At 60.8% G+C, this 23,840-nt stretch carries 27 protein-coding genes; 12 read left to right on the top strand and 15 right to left on the bottom strand.

Going from position 1 to position 23,840, the window contains the following annotated elements:
• Nucleotides 1-160 precede the first annotated feature (160 nt).
• Nucleotides 161-589, top strand: coding sequence for a nucleoside deaminase (locus tag LQK83_RS15120; RefSeq protein ID WP_230838256.1), 429 nt, complete (start codon nt 161-163; stop codon nt 587-589).
• A gap of 3 nt (nt 590-592) precedes the next feature.
• Here LQK83_RS15120 and LQK83_RS15115 read toward each other — a convergent pair whose 3' ends face one another.
• From LQK83_RS15115 to LQK83_RS15075, 9 genes are all read right to left on the bottom strand, one after another.
• Complete coding sequence (locus LQK83_RS15115) at nt 593-1,072, bottom strand: GNAT family N-acetyltransferase (protein WP_230838211.1); 480 nt, start codon at nt 1,070-1,072, stop codon at nt 593-595.
• A gap of 104 nt (nt 1,073-1,176) precedes the next feature.
• Nucleotides 1,177-1,791, bottom strand: coding sequence for a hypothetical protein (locus LQK83_RS15110; RefSeq protein ID WP_230838210.1), 615 nt, complete (start codon nt 1,789-1,791; stop codon nt 1,177-1,179).
• A 140-nt stretch (nt 1,792-1,931) separates the two neighbouring features.
• Nucleotides 1,932-2,534, bottom strand: a complete 603-nt coding sequence (locus LQK83_RS15105) for a hypothetical protein (protein ID WP_230838209.1) — start codon at nt 2,532-2,534, stop codon at nt 1,932-1,934.
• A gap of 167 nt (nt 2,535-2,701) precedes the next feature.
• Nucleotides 2,702-5,698 (bottom strand): isoleucine--tRNA ligase, encoded by a 2,997-nt coding sequence (gene ileS / locus LQK83_RS15100; RefSeq protein ID WP_230838208.1) that lies wholly within the window; start codon nt 5,696-5,698, stop codon nt 2,702-2,704.
• A 261-nt stretch (nt 5,699-5,959) separates the two neighbouring features.
• Nucleotides 5,960-7,201, bottom strand: a complete 1,242-nt coding sequence (locus tag LQK83_RS15095) for a GGDEF domain-containing protein (RefSeq protein WP_230838207.1) — start codon at nt 7,199-7,201, stop codon at nt 5,960-5,962.
• 114 nt (nt 7,202-7,315) lie between these two features.
• Nucleotides 7,316-7,774 carry a YeeE/YedE family protein gene (locus LQK83_RS15090; protein ID WP_230838206.1) on the bottom strand — a complete coding sequence of 153 codons (459 nt, stop codon included), beginning with the start codon at nt 7,772-7,774 and terminating at the stop codon, nt 7,316-7,318.
• Nucleotides 7,774-8,199 (bottom strand): YeeE/YedE family protein, encoded by a 426-nt coding sequence (locus LQK83_RS15085; protein WP_230838205.1) that lies wholly within the window; start codon nt 8,197-8,199, stop codon nt 7,774-7,776. Before LQK83_RS15085 ends, LQK83_RS15090 begins: the two co-directional genes overlap by 1 nt.
• 141 nt (nt 8,200-8,340) lie before the next feature.
• Entirely contained in the window at nt 8,341-9,321 is a 981-nt protein-coding gene (locus tag LQK83_RS15080) for a bifunctional riboflavin kinase/FAD synthetase (protein ID WP_230838255.1), read from the bottom strand.
• A gap of 5 nt (nt 9,322-9,326) precedes the next feature.
• Nucleotides 9,327-10,175: a TIGR01459 family HAD-type hydrolase gene (locus LQK83_RS15075; RefSeq protein ID WP_230838204.1), complete on the bottom strand. Its 849-nt coding sequence runs from the start codon at nt 10,173-10,175 to the stop codon at nt 9,327-9,329.
• A gap of 155 nt (nt 10,176-10,330) precedes the next feature.
• Between LQK83_RS15075 and LQK83_RS15070 the strand changes: the two genes are divergently transcribed.
• From LQK83_RS15070 to LQK83_RS15055, 4 genes are all read left to right on the top strand, one after another.
• Entirely contained in the window at nt 10,331-10,483 is a 153-nt protein-coding gene (locus LQK83_RS15070; RefSeq protein WP_230838203.1) for a hypothetical protein, read from the top strand.
• Nucleotides 10,484-10,668: 185 nt separating this feature from the next.
• The gene (gene groES / locus LQK83_RS15065) at nt 10,669-10,965 is read left to right on the top strand and encodes a co-chaperone GroES (RefSeq protein WP_230838202.1); all 297 of its coding nucleotides are present in this window, start codon (nt 10,669-10,671) and stop codon (nt 10,963-10,965) included.
• Between the two features lie 68 nt (nt 10,966-11,033).
• Nucleotides 11,034-12,674: a chaperonin GroEL gene (gene groL, locus LQK83_RS15060; protein WP_230838201.1), complete on the top strand. Its 1,641-nt coding sequence runs from the start codon at nt 11,034-11,036 to the stop codon at nt 12,672-12,674.
• Between the two features lie 636 nt (nt 12,675-13,310).
• Nucleotides 13,311-13,754, top strand: coding sequence for a hypothetical protein (locus tag LQK83_RS15055; protein WP_230838200.1), 444 nt, complete (start codon nt 13,311-13,313; stop codon nt 13,752-13,754).
• Between the two features lie 53 nt (nt 13,755-13,807).
• Here the strand turns inward: LQK83_RS15055 and LQK83_RS15050 are convergent, their stop codons facing one another.
• Nucleotides 13,808-14,515, bottom strand: coding sequence for a glutathione binding-like protein (locus tag LQK83_RS15050; protein WP_230838199.1), 708 nt, complete (start codon nt 14,513-14,515; stop codon nt 13,808-13,810).
• A gap of 209 nt (nt 14,516-14,724) precedes the next feature.
• Here LQK83_RS15050 and LQK83_RS15045 point away from each other — a divergent pair, with 209 nt between their 5' ends.
• Complete coding sequence (locus LQK83_RS15045; protein WP_230838198.1) at nt 14,725-15,129, top strand: DoxX family protein; 405 nt, start codon at nt 14,725-14,727, stop codon at nt 15,127-15,129.
• Nucleotides 15,130-15,216: 87 nt separating this feature from the next.
• Here LQK83_RS15045 and hisG read toward each other — a convergent pair whose 3' ends face one another.
• From hisG to hisS, 3 genes are all read right to left on the bottom strand, one after another.
• Entirely contained in the window at nt 15,217-15,912 is a 696-nt protein-coding gene (gene hisG, locus LQK83_RS15040) for an ATP phosphoribosyltransferase (RefSeq protein ID WP_230838197.1), read from the bottom strand.
• Complete coding sequence (locus LQK83_RS15035; protein WP_230838196.1) at nt 15,909-17,033, bottom strand: ATP phosphoribosyltransferase regulatory subunit; 1,125 nt, start codon at nt 17,031-17,033, stop codon at nt 15,909-15,911. Before LQK83_RS15035 ends, hisG begins: the two co-directional genes overlap by 4 nt.
• Nucleotides 17,034-17,250: 217 nt before the next feature.
• Entirely contained in the window at nt 17,251-18,870 is a 1,620-nt protein-coding gene (gene hisS / locus LQK83_RS15030) for a histidine--tRNA ligase (protein ID WP_230838195.1), read from the bottom strand.
• 136 nt (nt 18,871-19,006) lie between these two features.
• On the opposite strand from hisS, the gene relB reads away from it, so the two are divergent.
• The 5 genes from relB (at nt 19,007) to LQK83_RS15005 (ending at nt 21,777) form a co-directional block, all read left to right on the top strand.
• Nucleotides 19,007-19,240, top strand: a complete 234-nt coding sequence (relB, locus tag LQK83_RS15025; protein WP_230838194.1) for a type II toxin-antitoxin system RelB family antitoxin — start codon at nt 19,007-19,009, stop codon at nt 19,238-19,240.
• Nucleotides 19,224-19,493 carry a type II toxin-antitoxin system RelE family toxin gene (locus LQK83_RS15020; RefSeq protein WP_230838193.1) on the top strand — a complete coding sequence of 90 codons (270 nt, stop codon included), beginning with the start codon at nt 19,224-19,226 and terminating at the stop codon, nt 19,491-19,493. Before relB ends, LQK83_RS15020 begins: the two co-directional genes overlap by 17 nt.
• Before the next feature lie 4 nt (nt 19,494-19,497).
• A complete protein-coding gene (locus LQK83_RS15015; RefSeq protein WP_230838192.1) occupies nt 19,498-20,175 on the top strand; it encodes a hypothetical protein in 678 nt (225 codons plus the stop codon).
• A gap of 220 nt (nt 20,176-20,395) precedes the next feature.
• Entirely contained in the window at nt 20,396-21,100 is a 705-nt protein-coding gene (locus LQK83_RS15010) for an HAD family hydrolase (protein ID WP_230838191.1), read from the top strand.
• Nucleotides 21,101-21,222: 122 nt separating this feature from the next.
• A complete protein-coding gene (locus tag LQK83_RS15005; protein ID WP_330166287.1) occupies nt 21,223-21,777 on the top strand; it encodes a DNA-3-methyladenine glycosylase I in 555 nt (184 codons plus the stop codon).
• Here LQK83_RS15005 and LQK83_RS15000 read toward each other — a convergent pair whose 3' ends face one another.
• Both LQK83_RS15000 and LQK83_RS14995 read right to left on the bottom strand, forming a co-directional pair.
• Nucleotides 21,778-22,209 carry a hypothetical protein gene (locus tag LQK83_RS15000; RefSeq protein ID WP_230838190.1) on the bottom strand — a complete coding sequence of 144 codons (432 nt, stop codon included), beginning with the start codon at nt 22,207-22,209 and terminating at the stop codon, nt 21,778-21,780.
• A complete protein-coding gene (locus LQK83_RS14995) occupies nt 22,206-22,835 on the bottom strand; it encodes a DNA-3-methyladenine glycosylase I (RefSeq protein WP_230838254.1) in 630 nt (209 codons plus the stop codon). The genes LQK83_RS15000 and LQK83_RS14995 overlap by 4 nt, the downstream gene beginning before the upstream one ends.
• 190 nt (nt 22,836-23,025) lie before the next feature.
• Here LQK83_RS14995 and LQK83_RS14990 point away from each other — a divergent pair, with 190 nt between their 5' ends.
• The gene (locus LQK83_RS14990; RefSeq protein ID WP_230838189.1) at nt 23,026-23,748 is read left to right on the top strand and encodes a L,D-transpeptidase; all 723 of its coding nucleotides are present in this window, start codon (nt 23,026-23,028) and stop codon (nt 23,746-23,748) included.
• The last annotated feature ends 92 nt before the right edge of the window (nt 23,749-23,840 follow it).

Raw genomic sequence — 23,840 nt, 5'->3', positions numbered from 1 at the left:
CAAACAGGCTGTCTCGTGTCACCCGACACCCAAATCCGCACTGAAAGCACAAACGCTTTCGCTGGACTTGATCCTGAATTTGCCTATTCGTTTGGCGTCCCTTATCAGGTCGCAATCACGACGTTAAGAGGTTTCTCGCGTGAACGGGTCAAAACGCATCATGGACAGGGCGCTTGAAGAGGCGCGGGCAGCGGCTTCGCGCGGCGAAGTGCCCGTCGGCGCGGTCATTGTCCTCGACGGAGAGGTCATCGCGAGCGCCGGAAACCGCACGCGCGAGCTCAATGACGTGACGGCGCATGCCGAGATCCTGGCGATCCGCGAGGCCTCCGCCAAGCTCGGGTCCGAGCGTCTGATCGATGCCGACCTCTATGTGACGCTGGAGCCCTGCGCCATGTGCGCGGCGGCCATTTCCTTTGCCCGCATCCGCCGGCTCTATTACGGGGCCGAGGACCCGAAGGGCGGCGGCGTGGATCATGGCGGGCGCTTCTATGCGCAGCCGACCTGCCATCATGCGCCGGAAGTCTATTCAGGGATTGCGGAACAGGAAGCTGCGACCATTCTCAGAGACTTCTTCGCCGGGAGGCGCTGAGGCTCAGCGCCTAGCAAAACTCTCAAGCTCGTCGCCCGACAGACGATAGCGAATCCATTCGCTTTGCGGCTTTGCACCGGTTGCATCATAGGTGCGGATGGCCGGCGTATTCCAGTCGAGCACGCTCCATTCGAAACGGCCATAGCCGTTCTCCAGCGCGAAATTGGCGAGATGTTTCAGGACCATCGTGCCGATGCCACGGCCGCGCGCGGCGGGCGTGACATAGAGGTCTTCGAGATAGATGCCCGGCCGACCCTGCCAGGTGGAGAAGGTGTAGTACCAGAGCGCGAAGGCGAGCGGGTTGCCATCCTCTTCGCAGATCAGCGTATCGACGACCGCATCGGGGCCGAAGACAGTCAGCTCCAGTTGCTCCACGCTGGTTTCGACCTGATCGGCGGCCTTCTCGAATTCGGCCAGTTCTGAGATGAAACGGAAGATGGTCGGCGTATCGGCAATCGTCGCCGTTCGAATCGTGGCGGGCATCGAGGTCTCCTGGTTTTGATGGGAGTCAGGCTTTGCGCGGCAGGCCGACGGAATGGCGCAGGCTGCCCCAGTGGCTGCAATTGCCGCCCTGAGCCAGCGACTGTTCAAGCTCGGCCTGGGCCGCGGCAAAGGCGGCATCGATGGCGAAACTGGGCGCACATTCGACGCCGCCGGCAGAAATCGTCACCGGCATGGCCGCTTCGCCCACACCCGGCAGATGGACGCAGGGCGCGGCGAATGGCAGCGGCGACGGCAAAGATCGCCGTTTCAGCCAGCGCAATGCCGTGGCTCTTGCGCAGGAGCGCCACACCGTCGACGCGCAGCTTCACCAGTTGACCGATATCCGCCTGCTCCGTCTGATCCTGCATCCGCGCCCGAAAGACATCCTCGGTCAGCAGACGCGTCAGCGGATCATGGCTGCGCTCGGCGATCAGCGCCACATTGGCGCTGATCAGTTTCGCGTTCACCTCGTCGATTTCCTTCAGGGCGGCGCAGAGACTGTTCTTGAGCCGACGTGTGGTTTCGAACTGCCAGAAATGCACGGCACTGGCGGGAAAGGCGATGACGACCGGCAGAACCAGCGTCATGATCAAGCCGGCGCCTTCCAGCCGCCCGCCGAGCAACGGCACGACGAGATAGGAAATGCAGAAGGAGGCGACGAGCGACAGAAACGCCGTCAGCGCTGCGCGCGCGATTACGAACCGATAAAGACCAGGCATGGGGCGGCGCTCGCAAATATTAGATGCGACTCAAGATATGCCCAACAAAGAACCCGGCGGCAATCGCCGCAGAGGTTCGGCCAACAAAAAAGCCCGGAACGTGGACGCTCCGGGCTTTCTTTTTATCTGCGTTGACAGGATCAGTCGAAAATGTCCCACCAGTTGCCCTTGGTCTGCTTGGCAGCGGTTGCTTCCTTCTTGCGCTCGCGCTCCTTGACCTTCTCGGGCGTCCCGAGATCGCCCAGCTCGCTCTGATCGACCTTGCGATAGTCGAGCGGCGGGTCGCTGAGGAAGCGGCGCTTGTCGGATGCAATGCCCTGCTGGATCTTGCGGCCTTCGCGGTAGGCCTGACGCTGCTCGGCCAGAGTCTGCGTCTGGTTCGCTGCGGTCTGCCCCAGAAGCGGCGAGCGATAGCCCTGCCCGCCCTGATCCGCTTCGGCGCGCAGGCGCTGACGTGTCTGTTCCGGGCTTTCCACCCAGTTCTGGCCGTCGGTGACGGACTGCTGCGGCGGGATCAGCTGATCCTTGCGCGCCGGCACGACCAGCTTGGGGTTCGGCTGATAGGCGATCTTGTCGTTCTTTGTGTCGGGCGTGACATCGAGAACGCTGCCGACGTCGTCCACCAGATGCTCAGCAGCCGTCTTGTTGGTCCCGTAAGTCGGGCTGCTGATGCAGCCGGTCAGCACTGTCCCGCAGACCGTCATGCCAAGAATACCGACTGCTACTCGAAACCAAGAGGTCATGTTGCTGATTGTCCCTGATGCCTGAGGCGTATAGTTCACACGGCCTTTACTACGGCTTGTCACCTGAATTTAAAAGCCATTAACCGAAATTCCGGCCAATTTCGGGCGGAAAATACCGGATGGATCGCCAAAAGGCAAACCTCATCCGGTATTTATACCAAGATCGTTCAGGCCTTTACGCCCAGCTCGCGCAGAGCGGCGGCATCGCGGGCGGAAACTTCGGGATAATCCGGGTCGGACCCGACATCCTTAGTGACCTTCCAGGAACGCGCGCATTTCTTGCCTTCGGCCAGCTTCGGCTCCACGGAGACGCCCGAGACGTCATCGAGACGGAACGCCTCAGCGGGGCCTTCCGAGCCGTCCACCAAGATATCCGAGGTGATGCAGATCTCGGCGAAGTCCTCGCCCTTCAGCGCCTCAAGCAGCTCGGCATTCGTGACATGCACGACCGGAGCTGCCTCCAGCGAAGAGCCGATGCGCTTCTCGCGGCGCTCGATTTCGAGTGCACCGGTGACGACCTTGCGGACTTCGCGGATCTTCGCCCACTTGGCGGCCAGCGCCTCGTTCTTCCAGTCGGCCGGGATCTCCGGGAACTGTTCGAGGTGAACCGACTCGGCGTCCGGCTTGCGCGACAGCCATGCCTCTTCCATCGTGAAGGGCAGCATGGGCGCGAACCACAGCACAAGGCTTTCGAAGAGCTTGCGGATGACATGCAGCGCCGCGCGGCGGCGCAGCGACGACGGGGCGTCGCAGTAGAGCGCATCCTTGCGGACGTCGAAGTAGAAGGCCGAGAGTTCGACGTTTGCAAAGTCCGACAGCGAGCGCACGACACGCTTGAAGTCGAATTCGTCGTACCCCTTGCGGACGATCTCATCCAGTTCGGCCAGACGATGCAGCATCAGCTTTTCGAGCGCCGGCAGATCGGCATAGGCGATCTCTTCGCCCTTGTCGTGGGCGAGCGTGCCGAGCATCCAGCGGATCGTGTTGCGGATCTTGCGATAGGCGTCGATATTGGTCTGGATGATCGTCTTGCCGAGGCGCTGATCTTCCCAATAGTCGGTGTTCATGACCCAGAGGCGCAGGATATCCGCACCCGATTGCGCCATGACGTCCTGCGGGAAGACCTGGTTGCCGAGCGACTTCGACATCTTGCGGCCGTCTTCGGCCATCGTGAAGCCATGCGTCACGACGGCGTTATAGGGCGCACGACCGCGCGTGGCGCAGCTTTCGAGCAGCGAGGAATGGAACCAGCCGCGATGCTGGTCGGAGCCTTCCAGATAGACATCGGCCGGCCATTTCAGGTCCGGACGGTCTTCCAGCGTGAAGGTATGCGTCGAGCCCGAGTCAAACCAGACGTCGAGAATGTCGCGGACCTGCTTCCACTCGGACGGATCATACTTGCTGCCGAGGAAGCGCTCTGCGGCACCGGGTGCGAACCAGGCATCGGCGCCTTCCTTTTCGAAGGCGTCAAGAATGCGGGCGTTGACCTCGTCATCGACCAGAACCGTGCCGTCTTCCTTCGCGAAGATGGCGATCGGCACGCCCCATGCTCTTTGACGGGAAAGAACCCAGTCCGGACGCTGCTCGATCATGCCGCGCAGGCGGTTCTGGCCGCCGGCGGGGACGAAACGGGTCTCGTCGATGGCCTTCAGCGCGCGCGAACGCAGCGTCGAGGCATCGCCGAGGTCCTTGTCCATGTAGACGAACCATTGCGGCGTATTGCGGAAGATGACCGGCTTCTTGGAGCGCCAGGAATGCGGATAGTCATGCTTGATGCGGCCACGGGCGAAGAGGTTGTTCGCGTCGATCAGCGCCTTGATGACACGATTGTTCGCGTCGCCCTTCTTGCCGTTATCGTCCATGACGCGAGCCGGACCTTCCGGTGCGGAGGGGCCGAAGCCAGGGGCGTCCTCGGTGTAGAAGCCGGCGTCGTCGACGGTGAAGGGGATCTTGGTCGAGATGCCGCGCGCTTCCAGTTCGCGCGCGGACGCCATCCAGGCGTCAAAGTCCTCGCGACCGTGGCCGGGGGCGGTGTGGACGAAACCCGTACCGGCATCGTCGGTGACGTGATCGCCATCGAGAAGCGGGACATCGAAGTCGTAGCCGAGGGCTGCGAGCGGGTGGGCGCAGGTGATGGCCGCGAGTTCTTCGGCCTCGACATCGCGAACCTCGCGATATGTCAGCTTTGCTTTTGCAAAACACTCGCCGGCAAGGCGCTTAGCAAAGATCAGCTTTTCACCCGGCTGCGGTCCAAAATCGTTTTGCGCGGTTTCCACCTCATAAAGGCCATAGGCGAAGCGCGAGGAGAAGGAGATGGCGCGGTTGCCGGGGATGGTCCATGGGGTGGTCGTCCAGATAACGACGAAGGCCGACTCGAGATCGGAACGATACTGTTCCGTCCGCTTCTTAGCGTCTTCGAACGCCTGATCCGAAGCAGGACCCGCGCCGTAAGTCGGCCCCTCGTTCAGCATTACGGAAGCAACATCAACAATCGGGAACTTCACCCAGATCGTGTCGCTCTCGACCTCGGCATATTCCACTTCCGCCTCAGCGAGCGCCGTGCGCTCGACGACCGACCACATGATCGGCTTGGAGCCGCGATAGAGCTGGCCGGACTTGGCGATCTTCAGGAGTTCGCCGGCGATGCGGGACTCGGCGTGATAGGCCATGGTCGTATAGGGGTTTTCGAAGTCGCCCTCGATGCCGAGGCGCTTGAACTCGGCCGACTGCACGTCGATCCACCCTTGAGCGAATTCGCGGCATTCGCGGCGGAATTCGTTGATGTCGACTTCGTCCTTGTTCTTGCCCTTGGCGCGATAGGCTTCCTCGATCTTCCATTCGATCGGCAGGCCGTGGCAGTCCCAGCCGGGAACGTAGTTCGAGTCATAGCCGCGCATCTGGAACGAGCGCGTGATGACATCCTTGAGGATCTTGTTTAGCGCGTGGCCGATATGGATGTTGCCGTTCGCATAGGGCGGGCCATCATGGAGGACGAACTTTTCGCGGCCGGCGGCGGAGGCGCGCAGGCGCTTGTAGAGCTCCATTTTCTGCCAGCGGGCAACGATTTCCGGCTCCTTCTGGGGCAGGCCGGCGCGCATCGGGAATTCCGTCTGCGGCAGATAGAGGGTCGAGGAATAGTCAACTTTTTCAGCGGTGTCGGTCATGGACGTCTGTCACTCATTGAGTAGCGCGGGAGCAGCCCACGCATGAAATCTGCGGGTGGTGTGAAAGTCTGGCGCGGGAGAGAAGCGCCGAAATCCCGGACCCTCGGGCAGGCTCGCGTCACGAGCGCCTCAAAGGGCCGGGCCAATAATTCGGATGATCAAGTTCCACCGGCGCGGCATCATAGCGGGCGCTTTCTAGGCGTTTTTGGCGGAAAATGAAAGGGGCGGCGGCGAAGAATATCGGGCGTCGTTGAGATCCGCTCAGGCACTCATCTGAGCGGGATTGGCAGGCGATCCTTCTCCCGAGCGCAGATGACCGACATCACGCCACAGAAGCGAGCCCGGATCAATGCCCACGACACGGTCGCGGCCACCGTTCTTGGCGGCATAGAGCGCGCGGTCGGCGGCGGCAAAAATCCGGTCCATGTCAGTCTCGCTCGGATCGAAGCCGACATAGCCTGCTGAAAAGCTGATGGAGAAGGCGCGATCGTCACGGGCTTTGACGGACATACCAGTTACGACGTTCCGCAAGTCCTGGAGCAGATTCTCCGCTTCGCGGGCATCAGAACTGGTCAGAAGAAGTGCGAACTCTTCGCCGCCGACCCGGCCGAACACGGCGCCGGGCGGCAAGGCCTGTTTTACCGCCTCGGAGAAGGCCTTCAAAGCATCGTCGCCCGCATGGTGGCCATAGCTGTCGTTGACCGACTTGAAATGATCGATGTCGATCACGACGAGTACGCCGCTTTGCCCGGCGCGGTGCGACCATGCATCGTAGAAGGCCTTGCGATTAAGCGCCCCGGTCAGGCCGTCATGGCTCGCCAGATGCCGCTGCCGCTCTGTCGCGCGTTCCAGCTTGACCACGAGCGTCACCAGATAAGCCGCCATATTGAGCAGCACGAGCGGAATCGTCGTGACCTGCAGCCATAGAGAAACCGGCTTCCCGTCCACGAACTGGACGGGATCAAAAAATGCGAGCGGCGAGATGATGATATAAGCGGAAGCGTAGCCGATCAGGATGTAGGCCGCGAAGCGACCATAACGGCATCGTTGATTTTCTCCCCGCAGCTTTTCCGTACGCAGCCCCCGACAGACGGCCTGCGCCGCGACGATCAGATTGACGGACCCGCCCAGATAGAGCAGCCATATGCCGTCTTGGTGCCCGCCAGAGAGGAACTTCGTCAGATAAACCGCAGTCCCTGTCCAGAAGGATACAAACAGAATTCCTCGCGCACGTGCGTCCTGCCCATAAAGCTGGCGGTAGCCCAGGGCGAGATAGCCGCTCGCAGCATTGGATATGATGGCGCCAATGTAACCGCCAATGTCCAGCGGGATCACATCGTTCAAGATGATCAGCAAACCACTTGTGAGCTGCAACAGGCTGGCGATGAACCAGTGGCGCGTTTCCAGCCCGGTCGCGTCGTTCCACCAGGCGAGTCCGCAGACGATGCATACGAACACGGAAATGGCTGTCGAGAAAACAAAAACGGTTGTGAAATCGAGCATCTAATCGATCAGCCCCCTGATTATTGCCAGTAGACAACCATCGACGGCTTAAAACAATCTCTATCTCTCTATGCTTTCGCGATTACCACCCGCAGAGTGAACAAAATGCTCACATCAAGGCGTGCTCCCCGGGGTCGGCTTTGCAGGGGCGGCGAAGAAATCGGCTTGGCTGACAAACCGCGCCACCAAGATGCCAGCGAGCATCGCAACGACGAAGATGAGCGCGCTCGAATGACCGAGACCCAGCGCGGGAATGGCTGCACCCGGGCAGAAACCTACAATGCCCCAACCGATACCGAAGACAGCCGAGCCGCCCACTAGCTTGCGATCAACGAGCTTGGCCTTGGGCAGGACGAAGGTTTCGCCGAAGACCGGCTTCTGCCGGCGGTGGAAGATCAGCGCGTAGCCCGGAACCGCGACGGAAAGCGCGCCCGCCATCACGAAGATGAGGCTCGGATCGAAAGTTCCCGCGAGGTCGAAGAAGTTCAGCACCTTGGCGGGATTGGCCATGCCGGACAGGACAATGCCCGTTCCGAAGACTGCACCGATCAGAAAGACCGTGACGTAGCGCATCAGAAGCCTCCCCAAACGTGGCGAATAACAAAGGTGGTGGCGAAGGCGAAGGCCATGAACGTGACCGTCGCGACCGCCGAGCGCTTCGAGAAGCGCGCAAGCCCGCAGATGCCATGGCCAGACGTGCAACCGGAGCCAAATGTGACGCCGATACCGGTGACGACACCGCCGACGATGAGGGCGGCGAGCGGAACGGGAACGTCGAACTCCACCTTGACGCCGGAGACGGCCAGCGCCGCCGGGGCGAGAATGGCGCCCGCCAGGAAGGTCGCCTTCCACGCCCAGTCGCGGTCAAGCGGGGGCAGGATGCCCCCGAGGATCGCCGTCATGCCGGCGATGCGTCCCCAGAACAGCATGAGCGTGACGGCAGAAAGTCCGATCAGCAGACCGCCTGCAAAGGACATGATGGGGGTGAACTCGGTCATGGGCGTTTCCGAAGCTTAAAAACCAATTATCAAAGGATAGTCCGGCAGCCGACAAAACATAGATTTTTGATTATGTTCTGGATCCTGTTTCAGGAATGCTTTTCCGTTGGCCGCCACTTTCGCAGGGCGGCCATTCCCTTTTCAGAAACAGAGCTTGAGATCGAGCTCGCTGAGAGGACGCACACCCGACAGCAGCGCCTTGGCCTCTTCCTTGTCGCGTTTCATCTGCTCGACGAGCGGGTCGAGGCCATCGAATTTCAGTTCCGGCCGCTGGAAGCCGAAGAGCGAGACAGAGGCGACTTCGCCGTAGAGATCGCCTTCGAAGTCGAACAGGAAGGTCTCGAGCAGGGCCCGGCCATTACTCGTCACCGTCGGGCGGAAACCGTAGCTCGCGACGCCGTCATACAGCTGACCATTCGGGCGGCGATAGCGCACGGCATAGATACCGGGCTTCAACGGATTTTCGAGCGGCAGTTCCATGTTGGCGGTCGGGAAACCCAGCGTGCGGCCGAGCTTCTGGCCATGGCAGACCTCCGCCTCGACCGTGTAACGGAAGCCGAGCAGACCGGCAGCCTCGACGACATCGCCATTGGACAGCAGATCGCGAATGCGCGTCGAGGAGACGATGTCGGTGTTTTCATCGCGGAAAGCATCGACCAGCGTGACATCGAAACCATGACGCTTGCCGGCTTCCATCAGGAAAGCCGGACCGCCTTCCCTGCCCTTGCCGAAATGGAAATCGAAGCCGGTGACAACATGCGAGGCATGCAGCCACTCCTGCAAAATGGAGGTCACGAAGTCCTCCGCCGAGCGCTGCGAAAAGGCGTGGTCGAAAGGATATTCGACCACCGAGCGGAAGCCGAGCATTTCGATCAGCCGCGCCTTGAGCGGCGCCGGCGTGATGCGGAAGAGCGGCTTGTCCGGATTGAAGACGGTGCGCGGATGCGGTTCGAAGGTGAGCACCAGCGCAGGCACGCCGCGCTTTTCCGCCTCTTCCAGCGCGCGTCCTAGAACGGCCTGATGGCCGCGATGAACGCCATCGAAATTGCCGATCGCCACAACGCCGCCCTTCAGCGCATCGGGCAAGGGTTCGCGTTTCTCGTTGCGATGGAACACTGTCATGCGCGTCAAGCCAGTCTCGGCATCCACCATGTCGGCGATACCTGTTCGCGTTCAAAATAGGCATGCATCGCGGCCTCGTCGGTACGACCGGCCTTGGCATATTCGCCCGCATGGATTCCGTCGCTGATATAGAGGAGATCGAAGCCGGCGGAAAGCGCGCCGCGCACGTCGGTCGGCATGCCGTCGCCGATGGCGAGAACGCGGGCTTTGTCAAAATCGCCGCGCAGGGCCTTCGCCTCGGCAAGCGCCGCCTCGTAGATCGGGCGATGCGGCTTGCCGGCATAGCGCGTTTCGCCGCCCATTTCCGCATAGATGGCGGCCAGAGCACCTGCACAAGGGACCAGCTTATGACCACGCTCGACAATGAGATCCGGATTGGCGACGATCATTGGCAGCGCCCGTTGGCTGAGCCGCTCCAACATGCTGCGATAGTCTTCCGGCTGCTCCTCTTCGTCGTTGAAAAGGCCGGTGCAAACGATCACATCTGCGTCCTCAGCGGCAACCAGTTCGACATCAAGCCCTGCAAACAGCGAAAGATCCTGGCTCTGCCCGATCAGAAAAGCCCGCGGCGGCGCTTTTTCGATCAGCTTTCGCGTGACATCGCCGGAAGACACGATGGCGTCGTAAGCCGTGTCAGGAACGCCAAGCTGATCCAGCATATGCTTGACGCGCTCCGATGGTCGCGACGCGTTGGTAATCAACACCACGGATGTTCCGCGGGCGCGCGCCTCTGACAGGGCAATGCCGGCAGCCGGAAACGCATCGACCCCATTATGCAGGACGCCCCAGACGTCGCTGAGGATCACATCATATCGGGCGGAGATGTCCGCGAGCCCGCCAATCCGTTCGGCCATTCGTAAAACCTCAAATATTCTCCCCCGGTCAAATCGCAAACCGGGGCAGACTTGGCAAGGGCCTATCGCTGCAGCGCGAAGGATCGGTAGGAACAAATCGGCGCGTGGATCATTTAAGGCGCATCAAGTTCAACATATTGATGAGGACATTGCCCTTGCAGAACAGAAACAGCTTCCTCTACGTCATCGTTGGCGCGCTTATTGTCGCCGTTGTGGGCATGGGTGCCTACATCTATAACGAGAAGCAGAAAGAGGACACCGTTCAGCTGAAGATCGGCGAACAGGGCGTTTCGATCGAAAAGAAGTAAGGCGCGCCCGCTGTCGGCGATGCCTTAACCTTCATCAAAAATTCGCGAAAATTTCGGAAGGGCTGTCCTTGACTCGAGGATGGCCCTTTCCTATTTCTCCCTCGCTAGCACTCGCCGAGTGCGAGTGCTAATAACATTCGGGTAGGTAACACACCTTCTCTGTCATTTGATCGAGGGATTCAAGAATGGCAAGCATCTCTTTCCGTCCGCTCCACGACCGCGTCGTTGTTCGTCGCGTCGAATCTGAAGAAAAGACCCGTGGCGGCATCATCATTCCGGACACCGCCAAGGAAAAGCCGGCTGAAGGCGAAATCGTCGCCGTCGGTTCGGGCGCCCGCAAGGACAATGGCGACATCGTCGCTCTCGACGTCAAGGTTGGCGACCGCGTTCTGTTCGGCAAGTGGTCCGGCACTGAAGTCAAGGTGAACGGCGAAGACCTTCTGATCATGAAGGAAGCCGACATCATGGGCGTTATCGGCTGATCTGGCCGAAGCTCTTTCACCCTTTCCAGAAGTCTTGAAATTGGGCAGGAAGCCCGGGAGTTTTTCAAATGGCTGCTAAAGAAGTCAAATTCGGCCGCACCGCACGCGAGAAGATGCTGCGCGGCGTCGACATCCTCGCTGATGCCGTAAAGGTCACGCTCGGCCCGAAGGGTCGTAACGTTGTTATCGACAAGTCCTTCGGCGCTCCGCGCATCACCAAGGACGGCGTATCGGTCGCCAAGGAAATCGAACTCGAAGACAAGTTCGAAAACATGGGCGCCCAGATGGTCCGCGAAGTTGCTTCGAAGACCAACGACATCGCCGGCGACGGCACCACGACGGCAACGGTTCTTGCCCAGGCTATCGTTCGCGAAGGCCAGAAGGCTGTTGCTGCCGGCATGAACCCGATGGACCTGAAGCGCGGTATCGACCTCGCTGTGGCTGAAGTCGTGAAGGATCTCCAGGCCAAGGCCAAGAAGATCAACACGTCGGAAGAAGTTGCTCAGGTCGGCACGATCTCCGCAAACGGCGACACGCAGGTTGGCCGCGACATCGCGGAAGCCATGCAGAAGGTCGGCAACGAAGGCGTCATCACGGTTGAAGAAGCCAAGACCGCCGAAACCGAACTCGAAGTCGTCGAAGGCATGCAGTTCGACCGCGGCTACCTGTCGCCCTACTTCGTCACAAACCCGGAAAAGATGGTCGCCGACCTCGAAGACGCTTTCATTCTCCTCCACGAGAAGAAGCTCTCGAACCTCCAGGCCATGCTCCCGGTTCTCGAAGCCGTCGTTCAGACCGGCAAGCCGCTCCTCATCATCGCTGAAGACGTCGAAGGCGAAGCTCTTGCTACGCTGGTCGTCAACAAGCTGCGTGGCGGCCTGAAGATCGCTGCCGTCAAGGCTCCGGGCTTCGGCGACCGCCGCAAGGCCATGCTGGAAGACATCGCCATCCTGACGGGCGGCACTGTCATCTCCGAAGACCTCGGCATCAAGCTCGAAAACGTCACGCTCGACATGCTCGGCCGTTCCAAGAAGGTTTCGATCTCCAAGGAAAACACGACGATCGTCGACGGCGCTGGCGCCAAGGCTGAAATCGAAGGCCGCGTTGCCCAGATCAAGGCGCAGATCGAAGAAACCTCTTCGGACTACGACCGCGAAAAGCTGCAGGAACGCCTCGCCAAGCTCGCTGGCGGCGTTGCCGTCATCCGCGTCGGCGGTGCAACGGAAGTTGAAGTGAAGGAACGCAAGGACCGCATCGACGACGCGCTCAACGCAACGCGCGCTGCTGTCCAGGAAGGCATCGTCCCCGGCGGCGGTACCGCCCTGCTGCGTTCGTCCACGAAGATCACCGTCAAGGGTGCAAACGACGACCAGGAAGCTGGCATCAACATCGTTCGCCGTTCGCTTCAGGCTCTGGTTCGCCAGATCGCTGAAAACGCTGGCGACGAAGCTTCGATCGTTGTCGGCAAGATCCTCGACAAGGACAACGACAACTTCGGCTACAACGCTCAGACGTCCGAATATGGCGACATGATCGCCATGGGCATCGTTGACCCGGTCAAGGTTGTTCGCACCGCTCTCCAGAACGCTGCTTCGGTTGCCTCGCTCCTCATCACGACGGAAGCGATGATTGCCGAACTGCCGAAGAAGGAAGCTGCTGGCGGCATGCCTGGCGGCATGGGCGGCATGGGCGGCATGGACATGATGTGATCGGCCAAAGGCCGGTCACGACAGGTCCATAAAGCCGCCCATCAACAAAGATGGTTCAGCGCGTCAAGCGCGCGAATGGCTCTTGTTGGTTCAGCGCGTCAAGCGCGCTGAACAGGCGGCATGGACATGATGTGATCCATCCCATCCAAGGGATTGACGAAAGGGCGGCCTCACGGTCGCCCTTTTTACGTTTACCGACCGCCTGCGCTTCCTTGCTGCTTGTGCGCGGCAAGCGGACTGACGGGCGGTCTCGTTGTCATTGCCAGGAGGAGGCAACGACGAGCGGAACGAGCGCCAGAACCCATCGGGGCTCGCGAATTTCTGACAACCGGCATTTTATAAGTGGTTCCTGATCAAAAATGTGCCGATTTGGATCAGAATTTTTCCCGGATAACGAAATTTAACTTTTTTGCCATCTTTAATTGCTTCATTAGATTTTAAACAGGAACGAATGTGGCAGCTCAACGCTGGATAGAGGCGAATCCGGCAACACCACATTTCTGATCTCACGCGGATATAGCCAAAGGTGAGAAAACGAGTTTTTGGAATGCCCGGACATGTCCTTGCCTGAGACCGGGATGACGGCAGATATCAGATCTGCATTTAATCAATTTGCTTTTGTCGGGAGAACTCCCAGTGTTCAAGATCGCAAGGTCCACCGCCCCCCGGTCACCCGGTCCGGGCAAGGACGACCTGCCGATGCTGTCGCAGTTTTGTGTTTCGGAAGCCTGGTCGGGAGATCTGTCCACCGGGCTCCTGAGGCTTGGAGAGCGCGCGGTTGCCATTCATGGCCTCGACGGAAGCGAATGCGGTCTTCTCAATCTCGTGCGCCGCTACGACCCCAATGACCGCAGCAAGCTGCTCGAACTTTTCGAGCAGGCGACGACGCATTCATCGTCCTTCTGCTTTTCAACGACCATCCACAATCCGCTGAACGGACGCCGGCAGCCGGTTTTCTGCATCGGCGAATCCACCGGGCTGGAGCGGAAATATGCCGGCACCATCTACGGCGTTTTCCTGTTTCCGTATTTTACGCTCGATCAGGATGCCGTGGCGGGTCCCGGCCTGATCTATCAGTAAAGCCGGAAGGGATTTTGGAGAACGAGGTTCGCCGCAATCCCTCCCGCGACTGATCACGCTGGACGCGCCGGAATGTTAAAGGCCTTGACCATCGCGGGGCGCGCAAGGCCGCGCTCCATCCACGCCTTGACCGCCGGGAAGCTATCGATGCCGACCAGTTCTCCGGCCTCATAGAAGCCCGTCAGCGCGCGCAGCCACGGCAGGCTGGCAATGTCGGCGATGGTGTATTCGCTACCCATGATCCAGTCCCGACCCGTGAGGCGCTTGTCCAGCACCGCGAGAAGACGCTTGGCCTCGCCCACATAGCGCTCGCGCGGGCGCGGATCCTCGATCTCCTTGCCGGCGAATTTCGTGAAGAAGCCGAGCTGGCCGAACATGGGCCCGACGCCACCCATCTGAAAATGCAGCCAGCCGATCGTCTCCCATTTCAGCGTCGGATCGGCAGGAAGGAACTTGCCCGACTTGTCGGCGAGGTATTCGAGGATCGCGCCGGATTCGAACAAGCCGAGCGGCTTATCGCCCGGGCCATGCGGATCGATGATGGCGGGGATCTTATTGTTGGGATTGAGCGACAGGAATTCCGGCGTCATCTGGTCGTTCTTGCCGAAATCGACGAGATGCGGTTCGTAGACAAGACCCGTTTCTTCGAGCATGGCAGAGACCTTGATGCCGTTCGGCGTCGGCAGCGAATAGAGCTGGACGGCATCGGGATTGGTGGCCGGCCAGCGCTTGGTGATGGGAAAATCGGCAAGGCTTGTCATGGATATCTCCTGAGAGGTCATGGGGAGTTTTGATGCGGCGGGAGCCGCAATGTGGAGCCGGACCGCCTAAAATTCAATCGCCGCTCACAAAAGTTTGATGGTGCATTCGTTCATCAATATTGAACAATCAGTGTATTATTTTTCATCTTTCTAGCTACAATGAAAACTGTTACCTCGTTGTCAACTTCAACCCCCACGGTAACGAAATCATGAACAATTACATTAGCCTGGTATCACGAGTCCTGCTTTCCGTCATCTTCATCATCTCCGGCTTTGGCAAGATCACCGGCTATGCCGGCACGGTCGCCTATATGGAAGCCATGCATGTTCCCGGCTTCCTTCTGCCGCTGGTCATCCTGACCGAATTCGGTGGCGGTCTCGCCATTCTCTTCGGCTTCCAGACGAAGATCGTTGCCTTCCTGCTCGCCGGCTTCTGCGTCGTTTCGGGCGTTCTCTTCCACCTGATGTCGATCACGCATGACCCGGCCCAGGCCATGGCGGACATGAACCAGCAGATCAATTTCATGAAGAACCTGGCGATGGCCGGTGGCTTCCTCTCCCTGATGGTGGCTGGCGCTGGCCGCTTCTCCATCGACGGCTTCAAATCCGCTTGATCAAGTCAAGTCTCCCAAGACACCCATGATGAAAAACCCGCCGGAGCGATCCGGCGGGTTTTTTCGTGGCTGGGAATGTGCGTTTGTTCAGAGCGCTGCGCGGACGGCGGCGATGATCTTCGCGACCGTTTCGTTGCCCTCATGCTCGGGCTTGCGGGCACGCACGAGACAGGCTTCCGACTTGAGGATCACGCCGTCGGAGAGGATCTTGAGATGGTTGGCGCGCAGCGTCGAGCCGGTCGAGGTGATGTCGACGATGATGTCGGCCTGACCCGCCGCCGGCGCGCCCTCGGTGGCACCCAGGCTCTCGACAATGCGGTAAAGCTGGATGCCGTGTGTGGCGGAGAAATGCTGCTGCGTGAGGCGCCAGTATTTGGTGGCGATTTCCAGGCGGCGGCCATGGCGGGCGCGGAAGTCGGCCGCGACATCGCCAAGATCGGCCATGGTGTCAACATCCAGCCAGATTTCCGGCACCGCGACGATGACATCGGCGTGTCCGAAGCCGAGACGGGCGGCGAATTCCACCCGCTGGTCCACTTCTGCCCATTCCTCGCGCATCAGGTCTTCACCCGTGACGCCGAAATCGACGAGGCCGCTGCCGACTTCGCGGGAGATTTCGGACGCCGAGAGAAAAGCGATCTCGACATCGTCCCAGCCTTCGACGCGACCGCGATAGGAGCGGTCATTGCCGACGCTGACGATGTTCATGCCGGCGCGGGCGAAGATGGCAGAGGCATCTTCCTTCATCCGGCCCTTGGAGGGCAGCGCGATGGTGATGGTCATGCGGCCTCTCCCTTCGTTGCCTCGATGCGGTCCAGCCAGAGCGAGAAGCCCACGGCAGGGATATGATCCTTGGCGCCCAGCAGCGTCAGCATGCGGTCATAGCGGCCGCCGCCAGCCAGCACCGCCGGCTTGCCGACTTCGGCGATCTCGAAGACGAGGCCAGTGTAATAATCGAGCGGACGGCCGAAGGCGGCGCGATAGGTGATGGACGTGAGGTCGACGCCGGCATTTGCAAGCGCTGCGGCGCGCGCATCGAAGCGCGAGAGCGCGCCATCGAGCTTCAGGCCTGCCGCATCCGCGAAGCCTGCCAAGGCGGCAGCCGCTTCGGAAAAAGGCAGATCGAGCGAGAGGAATTCCTCCAGCACATCGAGCGCCTTGGGGTCGAGCCGGGTGGCGGCGAGCGCTCGCTTTTCGGCAAGCCGGGCGGCGATTTCGCGCGGCGTGCGGCTGGCATTGGTGAGATAGCCGGTCGCGTGCATCGTCTCTTCGACATGGGCGGCGAGCGCATCGAGATTACCGCTCGCCAACATAGCCTCGATATCAGCCGCCAGCGGCTGAACGGCCTGCGGCTCGTCGAGTTCGCCCAGCAGCATCTCCAGCTGCATGGCATTGCCGAAGGCATGGATCAGCCGCTTCTGCCAGCCGCTCGGCAGGCCGAGCGCCTTGACGACGGCCTCGAACACCGATTGGTCGCCCAGCGTGGCGGTGAAGGCGCGGCCGGGCAGCGCCAGCTTCAGGCTTGCAAAGGCATCTGAGATGGCGCGGGCATCGGCGCTCGCCACGTCGCGATCGCCGAGGTCTTCGATCCCGGCCTGATAGAATTCATTGGCCCCTTCGCGGCGCTGGCGGAACACCTGGCCGAGATAGGCATAGCGCTTCGGCGTGCCGGTGGCGCTTTCGATATGCTGGAGGCAGACCGGAATGGTGAATTCCGGGCGCAGGCAGAGGCTCGCGCCCGTGTCGCTCTCCGTCAGGAAAATGCGCCGGCGAAGGTCTTCGCCCGCCATGTCGAGAAAGGGCGCTGCCGGCTGGATGACCGGCGTGTCGATGCGGCTGGTGCCGCGCTTTTCGAAAAGCGCGATCAGGTCGGGCGCGAAGGTTGGGAGTTTGGCGACGGGCATTAGCGGAGCCCTCCCCTTCTCCCCTTGGGGAGAAGGTGGCGCGCAGCGCCGGATGAGGGGTCAACGGCGAGCAAGCGTCGCCCCCCCCTCTCTGTCACTTCGTGACATCCCCCCCCCAAGGGGGGAGAGGGGAGCAAGGAGCCGCGCCGCATCCAATCTCCCCCCTTGAGGGGGAGATGGCCGGCAGGCCAGAGGGGGGTATCCCGCACGCTGAACATCACTTCCCGCGCGCCCTGTCTTCCGCCTGCGCGGCCAGCATCGCCTTGACCTTGGCGACCAGTTCGGCCTCCGGCACGACTTCCTGCGCCACGCGGGCTTCGCGCCATTCGGTGTTGTCGGTGATTTCGCCGGAGAGGCGCTTGCCTTCGATCAGGTCCTTGATCTGGACGACGCCCTCAGCGCGCTCGTCGCCGCCCTGGATGATGGCGATGGGGCAGTTGCGGCGGTCGGCATATTTCAGCTGGTTGCCGAATTTCTTCCAGTTGCCCTGATACATTTCGGCGCGGATGCCGGCTTTGCGCAAGTCTTGCGTGAAGCGCTGGTAGCGCCCCATGGCCTCCGCATCGCCATCCATGACGGTGACGAGAACGGGGGCGATGACGTCATCAGCGCCGAGCTTGCCGAGGTTCTTCAGCGCCGTCATCAGGCGCGAGACGCCGATGGAGAAGCCGGTGGCCGGAACTGGCTGGCCCATGAAGCGCGAGACGAGACCATCATACCGCCCGCCACCGCCGACCGAGCCGAAGACAACCTTTTCACCCTTTTCGTTGGTGACGTCGAAGGTCAGTTCGGCTTCGTAGACGGGGCCGGTGTAGTATTCGAGGCCGCGGACGCAGGACGGATCAATTCGTATATTGTGGTAGTGACTGTCGGTACTCCGGAAAAACAAGTCACGCATGAAGCGCAGCTCCGCTCTTCCTTCACAAAACTTTTCATTTCCCAGGAATGGCGTTCCTTCAAGCGCTGCCCAAAAAAATGTGGGGTCGCGATCAAAATAGTCGCTCGGCAGAGCCTGTATGAGCTCCCATTCCCGCGGCGTGCATTGAGGCGCAGAAAAACCAGCGCGAAGAGCATTATCAATCTCGTCGGCGCGCAAAAACCTCTCAACCCATGCAATTTGCTCACTGTTCAAGCCGGCACCCTTGGTGAAGTCGCCGCTTTCATCCTTGCGGCCTTCCCCAAGCAGAAGTTTAACGCCTTCAACACCAAACTTGTCCAGCTTGTCGATGGCCCGCAGCACGTTCAGCCGCCGTCCCGCATTTTCCTCACCGCTAAGCCCGATGGCTTCCATCACACCGTCCAAAACCTTGCGGTTGTTCACCCGTATCACGTAATCGCCGCGCTGGATGCCAAGCGCTTCGAGCGTGTCGGCCATCATCATGCACATTTCGGCATCGGCCTGTACGCCCGGTGCGCCGACGGTGTCGGCGTCGAACTGCATGAACTGGCGGAAGCGGCCGGGGCCGGGCTTTTCGTTGCGGAAGACGTAGCCGGCGCGATAGGTGCGGTAGGGAAGCTGGATTTCCTGAAAGTTCTCGGCCACATGGCGCGCAAGCGGCGCGGTGAGATCGTAGCGCAGGCTCATCCACTGCTCGTCATCGTCCTGCAGCGAGAAGACGCCTTCGTTGGGGCGGTCGCTGTCGGGCAGGAACTTGCCGAGCGCATCGGTGTATTCGAAGAGCGGCGTTTCGACCGGGTCGAAGCCGTAGCGCTCATAGACCTCGCGGATTTTGCCGGTCATCTCGTTGACGGCGCGGATATCGGCGGCCTCGCGGTCGACAAAGCCACGCGGCAGCCGGGCCTTCAGCTTTTGGGGCTTTTTCTTGTTGTCGCTCATGGGTCTGCCTGCGTTTTCTGATCTTATCAAGGAGTGGCGGTGTCTTAGAGGATCGGGGGCCTTGCGGCAAGTCTTCGCAGACTGGCGAAAGACGCATCAAAGTGCTACTCTGCGGCCACTTCAACGGAACACGTCCATGAACAAGCGCGTCACGATCGAAATGCCGGAGGAAATCCACGAACTGTTGGCGGCGGAAGCCGCGCGCGGTGGCGTGGAGCCGGACGCCTATGTGCTCGACCTCGTCGTCCAGAAGCTCGAAGACCTGCACGATATCGCCCTTGCGGAAGCTGCATTGGAGCGCATTCGCACGGGCGAGAGCAAGGTGGTGAGTTGGGAGGAGATGGAGCGGGAACTTGGCTTGGACGATTGAGTTCGAACCCGCAGTCATCAAACAACTTAAGAAGCTTGGCACCGTCGAAGCGAGACGGATCCGCGACTTTCTCGCGACGCGTATAAAGCCTTCGGACAATGCGAGGATCATGGGCACTCCTCTTCAAGGTCCGAAACTCGGGCACCTCTGGCGCTACCGCGTTGGTGACTATCGCGTTCTTTGCGACATTCAGGACAAGAAGCTTGTCGTCCTCGTCGTCGATGTTGACCATCGCAAACAGGTCTATCGTTAGGATCATGATCCTCGAAGCCCTCCATTTCACCGCCGCCCTCGCCACCTCCTCGCGCCGCAAGCCGCGTGAGATTGCCGGTTCTGTCGGCCTCTGGTCGCGGGCGCGGCGGTGCGCCAAGGCGTGGGCGCCGCATGAGGAGAATTGCCAGGCCTTTATCGAGGAGAAGGTCGGGCAGGTGATCGAGCGCAGACGCGTTACCGTGCTGGGTTCTGGGCTGCTGCGCGATGTGCCGCTGGATTATCTCGCGAAGAGCTTACAGACGGTGACGCTTTACGATCTGGTGCATCTCCCCTCCGCGCGGCTGAAGGTAAGGCGGCTGGGGCGGGAGAATGTGCGGCTCATTGAGCGCGACCTGTCGGACGGGCTGGATTTCCTGAAGGCGGAGCCGCCGGATCTCGTCATTTCCGCCTGCCTGCTTTCGCAGATGGCGCTTCATGCGCCGGAGCCGGGCACGGTCGTGCGTCGGCATCTGGCCGATCTGCTTGGCGGGCCTTGGGTGCCCTGTCTGATCACCGATACGGGGTTTGAACTGCGCAACCGGCAAGGCGAGGTAATCGGGACAGGCGACCTTCTCGGCGGCGAGCCCCCTCCTCCCGCGTTTCGGGCGTGGGAGTGGACGGTGGCGCCTTTTGGGGAGGCGGCGCGGGAAACGGAAACGGTGCATCGGGTGATTGCGGTTTGAGGTTGGGGCGGGTAGGTTTTCGGCGGATGAAAACCCCCTCTGGCCTGCCGGCCATCTCCCCCACAAGGGGGGAGACGATTCGTGGCGCGCCGCTCGCCCCTCTTGGCTGTTGCGACTTAGTCAGCGTCGCAATGCACGGAACACAAGCGGGCACAACAGCCACTCCCCCTCCCCCTTGTGGGGAGGGTTGGGGAGGGGCCTTTGAGATTGGGAGAAAAGCATGACCCCGCGCGCCATCACGACAATCGGTTTCGATGCCGATGACACGCTCTGGCAGAACGAGCAGTTCTTTCGCTTCACGGAAACGCAGTTCGGCGAGATGCTGGCAGATTATGCGGAGGCCGAGCACATTTCCAAGCATCTGCTGGAGGTGGAAAAGCGCAATCTCGGTCAATACGGTTTCGGCATTAAGGGTTTCACCCTGTCGATGATCGAGACTGCGATCGAGATTACCGAAGGCAAGGTTCCGGCGGCGACGATCGAGAAGATCCTGAGTGTCGGGCGCGAGATGCTGTCGCATCCGGTCGAGACGCTGCCGCATGTTCAGGATACGCTGGAGGCGCTGGCCTCGGATTACCGCCTTGTGCTGATCACCAAGGGCGACCTCTTCGACCAGGAACGAAAGCTCGCGCAATCGGGCCTTGGCGATTTCTTCGCGCAGGTCGAGATTGTTTCGGACAAATCCGCCACCACCTATCGCCGAATCTTCCATCACGCGACCGGCGGGCCGGAGCGCGCGGTGATGGTCGGCAATTCGCTGAAATCCGACATCGTGCCGGCGATTGCGGCGGGAAGCTGGGGCGTTTATGTGCCGCATCCGCTGACCTGGGCCTATGAGCAGGTGGAGCCGCCGCGCGAGGCCCCGCGCTTCCGCGAGATACCCGATCTCAGCCACCTGATCCCGCTAATCGAAACATTCGACTGAGGCTGACATGCGAACGTTCGATGAAATCTGGACCATAGCCTCCGGCCGCAAGGGCGGCGACGCCGCCCTCGAGGCGCAGCTTTCGAAGCCGAAGTCGCAAGACGAACTGAAGGCAACGCCGGATGACCGGTATCCTGTCACTCGCCACGAAATGCATTTTCCAGGCCGGGTTCAACTGGAAGGTCGTCGAGGCGATGTGGCCGGGTTTCGAGGCGGCCTTCGAAGGTTTCGACATCGGCCATTGCCTGATGCTGCACGACGAGGATTTCGGGCGGCTGGTGTCGGACACGCGGATCGTGCGCCACGGGCCAAAAATCCGCGCGGTGCAGGAAAATGCGCGGTTCTTTGCGGATCTGACAGAAGAGCATGGCTCCGTCGGGGCCTTCCTCGCCGGCTGGCCATCCTCCGACTATATGGGGCTGCTGGAGGTGCTGAAGAAGCGGGGCACGCGGCTGGGCGGGAATACGGGGCAGTATTTCCTGCGTTTTGCTGGCGTCGACAGTTTCATCCTGTCGCAGAGCGTGACGAACCGGCTGATTGCCGAAGGCATCGTCGACAAGGCGCCGGGCTCGAAGAAGGAAAAGGATGCCGTACAGGCGGCGTTCAACCAATGGAAAGCGGAGTCGGGCCGGTCGTTCAACGAGATCAGCCGGGTGCTCGGGATGAGCATAGACTGATCACTTCGTCCGCTTGAATTCCAGCACGAAATGCGAGCCCAGGCCCCGGCGCGGGGCCTGTTTGGCGAAGAAGGGGCGGATCAGGAGGTCCATGTCCTTTTCGGCATCGGCGAAGATATGGGCGGGCAGGCGGCGGCTGTCCGAAGAATAAATGGCATCTTCAGGCACTGGATCGTTGAGGTCGAAGATGACGAGGTAGGTGAAGCGCGCGGAAGAGGCGGTCATGTTGACGGTCATTTCCGCGCCGGCCGGCACCTTCAAGCGATAGGCAACCGCCTTCCCGGCCCGGGTCCAGCCGGATTCCGTCAGATGTCCGTCATCGGGAAGCGTCAGTTTGACGAGCTTTTCACCCCGATAAAGCACAGGCTCGACCGCCGCTGCCGGCAGGGCGCCGAGAAGGAGAGTTGTCAGGGCTGCGAAGATTGTCTTCATGGGCGCACGAAAGCCTTGCGGGCCTCTTCGACGCTCTGCCGGCAGCAGCAGCCCTCGATATGATCGTTGACCATTCCCATGGCCTGCATGAAGGCATAGACCGTGGTCGGCCCGACAAAGGTCCAGCCGCGCTTCTTCAGATCCTTCGAGAGCCGAACCGAGGCGGGTGTTGTCGGATTGGCGCGGAGCGTTGCGAGGTCGAACACGGCCGGCCGCTCTTCCGGCTTTGGCTCCCACGACCAGAAATAGCGGGCGAGAGAGCCGAATTCATCGCGCAGCGCCACCGCCCGACGGGCATTGTTGATCGTGGAGACGATCTTGCCGCGATGCCGGATGATGCCGGCATCCTGAACCAGTCGCTCGATATCGTCTTCGCCAAACTGAGCGACCTTGTCGAAATCGAAAGCGGCGAAGGCGGCGCGGAAATTCTCGCGCTTGCGCAGGATGGTCAGCCAGGACAGGCCGGACTGGAAACCTTCAAGGCAAATCTTCTCGAAAAGCCGGTGGTCGCTGGTGACGGGGCGGCCCCATTCGGCGTCATGATAGGCCAGATAATCGGGGAGGTTCTGATGCCAGAAGCATCGCCCGCGTCCGTCCGGGCCTTCGATGATGCCTTCTGTCGCCACGTGCATGCCCTCGTTCAACCAATTCACGATGGATTAACGGTCTTTTCTAACAGGGTGCTAACCCTGACGAAAGCTTTCCCGAAAACGCGGCCTTTTCATGAATGGACGTTTACCATTCTAACGCGCATTTGCGGCAATCTCGACCCAACCAATACTCACCAGCTAATGGCATTTTGTTGCGAGTCCGTCCATGATGAAAAAGCTTCTTCTCCTGACCGCGTTGGCCTCCGCGCTCGCCGGCTTGGCGCAGGGCGCCTCTGCCGATGAACGCTACCGTGTCGTCACGCCCGTCGCCACATCTGATACGCGGATTGGCAGCGCCCCGCGCGCGCCGCAGCCGATCTATATCACGAGACCGGCGCGCCAGCCGCTGTTCGGGCCGGCGGTCATCAATGCTGCCCCCTCGACCGTCAACGTCAATTACCAGAGCGCCGAACGCCCGGCCGCCACGAAGCTCGATCCCATGTTCCTGCCACAGCGGGTTGCCTATGAGGGCAAGGAAAAGCCCGGCACGATCGTCATCGATACGAACAACCGCTTTCTCTATCTCGTCGGCGAAAACGGCAGCGCGCGGCGTTATGGCGTGGGCGTCGGCAAACCCGGCTTCGAATGGGCCGGCAAGCACAAGATCACCCGCAAGGCCGAGTGGCCGGACTGGACGCCGCCGAAGGAAATGATCTCGCGCGAAGCCAAGAAAGGCCACATCCTGCCTGCACATATGGAAGGCGGCGAGGCCAATCCGCTCGGCGCGCGCGCCATGTATCTCGGCTCCACCGAATACCGCATCCACGGGACGAATGCGCCCTGGACCATCGGCTATGCCGTCTCTTCCGGCTGCATCCGCATGCGCAATGAAGACGTCGTGGACCTCTACGGTCGCGTCAAGGTCGGGACGAACGTCATCGTCAAGTAAGAACAAAATCCGGCTGTGGTCGAAAGACCCAAAAAAATTCGGCCTCCGTTGTGCAACGGGGGCCTTTTTAATGCGCTCCTGATAGATGCAAA

The organism is Rhizobium sp. C1, from assembly GCF_021026335.1.
Taxonomy (GTDB): domain Bacteria; phylum Pseudomonadota; class Alphaproteobacteria; order Rhizobiales; family Rhizobiaceae; genus Ensifer_A.
Note: the sequence above shows the minus strand (reverse complement) of the source record. Positions and strands in the feature narration are given on the sequence as shown.

Bases quoted from the DNA above. Each gene is read 5' to 3' on its own strand.
- LQK83_RS15120 (WP_230838256.1), top strand. From the start codon at position 161: ATGGACAGGGCGCTTGAAGAGGCGCGGGCAGCGGCTTCGCGCGGCGAA.
- LQK83_RS15115 (WP_230838211.1), bottom strand. From the start codon at position 1,072: ATGCCCGCCACGATTCGAACGGCGACGATTGCCGATACGCCGACCATC.
- LQK83_RS15110 (WP_230838210.1), bottom strand. From the start codon at position 1,791: ATGCCTGGTCTTTATCGGTTCGTAATCGCGCGCGCAGCGCTGACGGCG.
- LQK83_RS15105 (WP_230838209.1), bottom strand. From the start codon at position 2,534: ATGACCTCTTGGTTTCGAGTAGCAGTCGGTATTCTTGGCATGACGGTC.
- ileS (WP_230838208.1), bottom strand. From the start codon at position 5,698: ATGACCGACACCGCTGAAAAAGTTGACTATTCCTCGACCCTCTATCTG.
- LQK83_RS15095 (WP_230838207.1), bottom strand. From the start codon at position 7,201: ATGCTCGATTTCACAACCGTTTTTGTTTTCTCGACAGCCATTTCCGTG.
- LQK83_RS15090 (WP_230838206.1), bottom strand. From the start codon at position 7,774: ATGCGCTACGTCACGGTCTTTCTGATCGGTGCAGTCTTCGGAACGGGC.
- LQK83_RS15085 (WP_230838205.1), bottom strand. From the start codon at position 8,199: ATGACCGAGTTCACCCCCATCATGTCCTTTGCAGGCGGTCTGCTGATC.
- LQK83_RS15080 (WP_230838255.1), bottom strand. From the start codon at position 9,321: ATGACAGTGTTCCATCGCAACGAGAAACGCGAACCCTTGCCCGATGCG.
- LQK83_RS15075 (WP_230838204.1), bottom strand. From the start codon at position 10,175: ATGGCCGAACGGATTGGCGGGCTCGCGGACATCTCCGCCCGATATGAT.
- groES (WP_230838202.1), top strand. From the start codon at position 10,669: ATGGCAAGCATCTCTTTCCGTCCGCTCCACGACCGCGTCGTTGTTCGT.
- groL (WP_230838201.1), top strand. From the start codon at position 11,034: ATGGCTGCTAAAGAAGTCAAATTCGGCCGCACCGCACGCGAGAAGATG.
- LQK83_RS15050 (WP_230838199.1), bottom strand. From the start codon at position 14,515: ATGACAAGCCTTGCCGATTTTCCCATCACCAAGCGCTGGCCGGCCACC.
- LQK83_RS15045 (WP_230838198.1), top strand. From the start codon at position 14,725: ATGAACAATTACATTAGCCTGGTATCACGAGTCCTGCTTTCCGTCATC.
- hisG (WP_230838197.1), bottom strand. From the start codon at position 15,912: ATGACCATCACCATCGCGCTGCCCTCCAAGGGCCGGATGAAGGAAGAT.
- LQK83_RS15035 (WP_230838196.1), bottom strand. From the start codon at position 17,033: ATGCCCGTCGCCAAACTCCCAACCTTCGCGCCCGACCTGATCGCGCTT.
- hisS (WP_230838195.1), bottom strand. From the start codon at position 18,870: ATGAGCGACAACAAGAAAAAGCCCCAAAAGCTGAAGGCCCGGCTGCCG.
- relB (WP_230838194.1), top strand. From the start codon at position 19,007: ATGAACAAGCGCGTCACGATCGAAATGCCGGAGGAAATCCACGAACTG.
- LQK83_RS15015 (WP_230838192.1), top strand. From the start codon at position 19,498: ATGATCCTCGAAGCCCTCCATTTCACCGCCGCCCTCGCCACCTCCTCG.
- LQK83_RS15010 (WP_230838191.1), top strand. From the start codon at position 20,396: ATGACCCCGCGCGCCATCACGACAATCGGTTTCGATGCCGATGACACG.
- LQK83_RS15005 (WP_330166287.1), top strand. From the start codon at position 21,223: ATGACCGGTATCCTGTCACTCGCCACGAAATGCATTTTCCAGGCCGGG.
- LQK83_RS15000 (WP_230838190.1), bottom strand. From the start codon at position 22,209: ATGAAGACAATCTTCGCAGCCCTGACAACTCTCCTTCTCGGCGCCCTG.
- LQK83_RS14990 (WP_230838189.1), top strand. From the start codon at position 23,026: ATGATGAAAAAGCTTCTTCTCCTGACCGCGTTGGCCTCCGCGCTCGCC.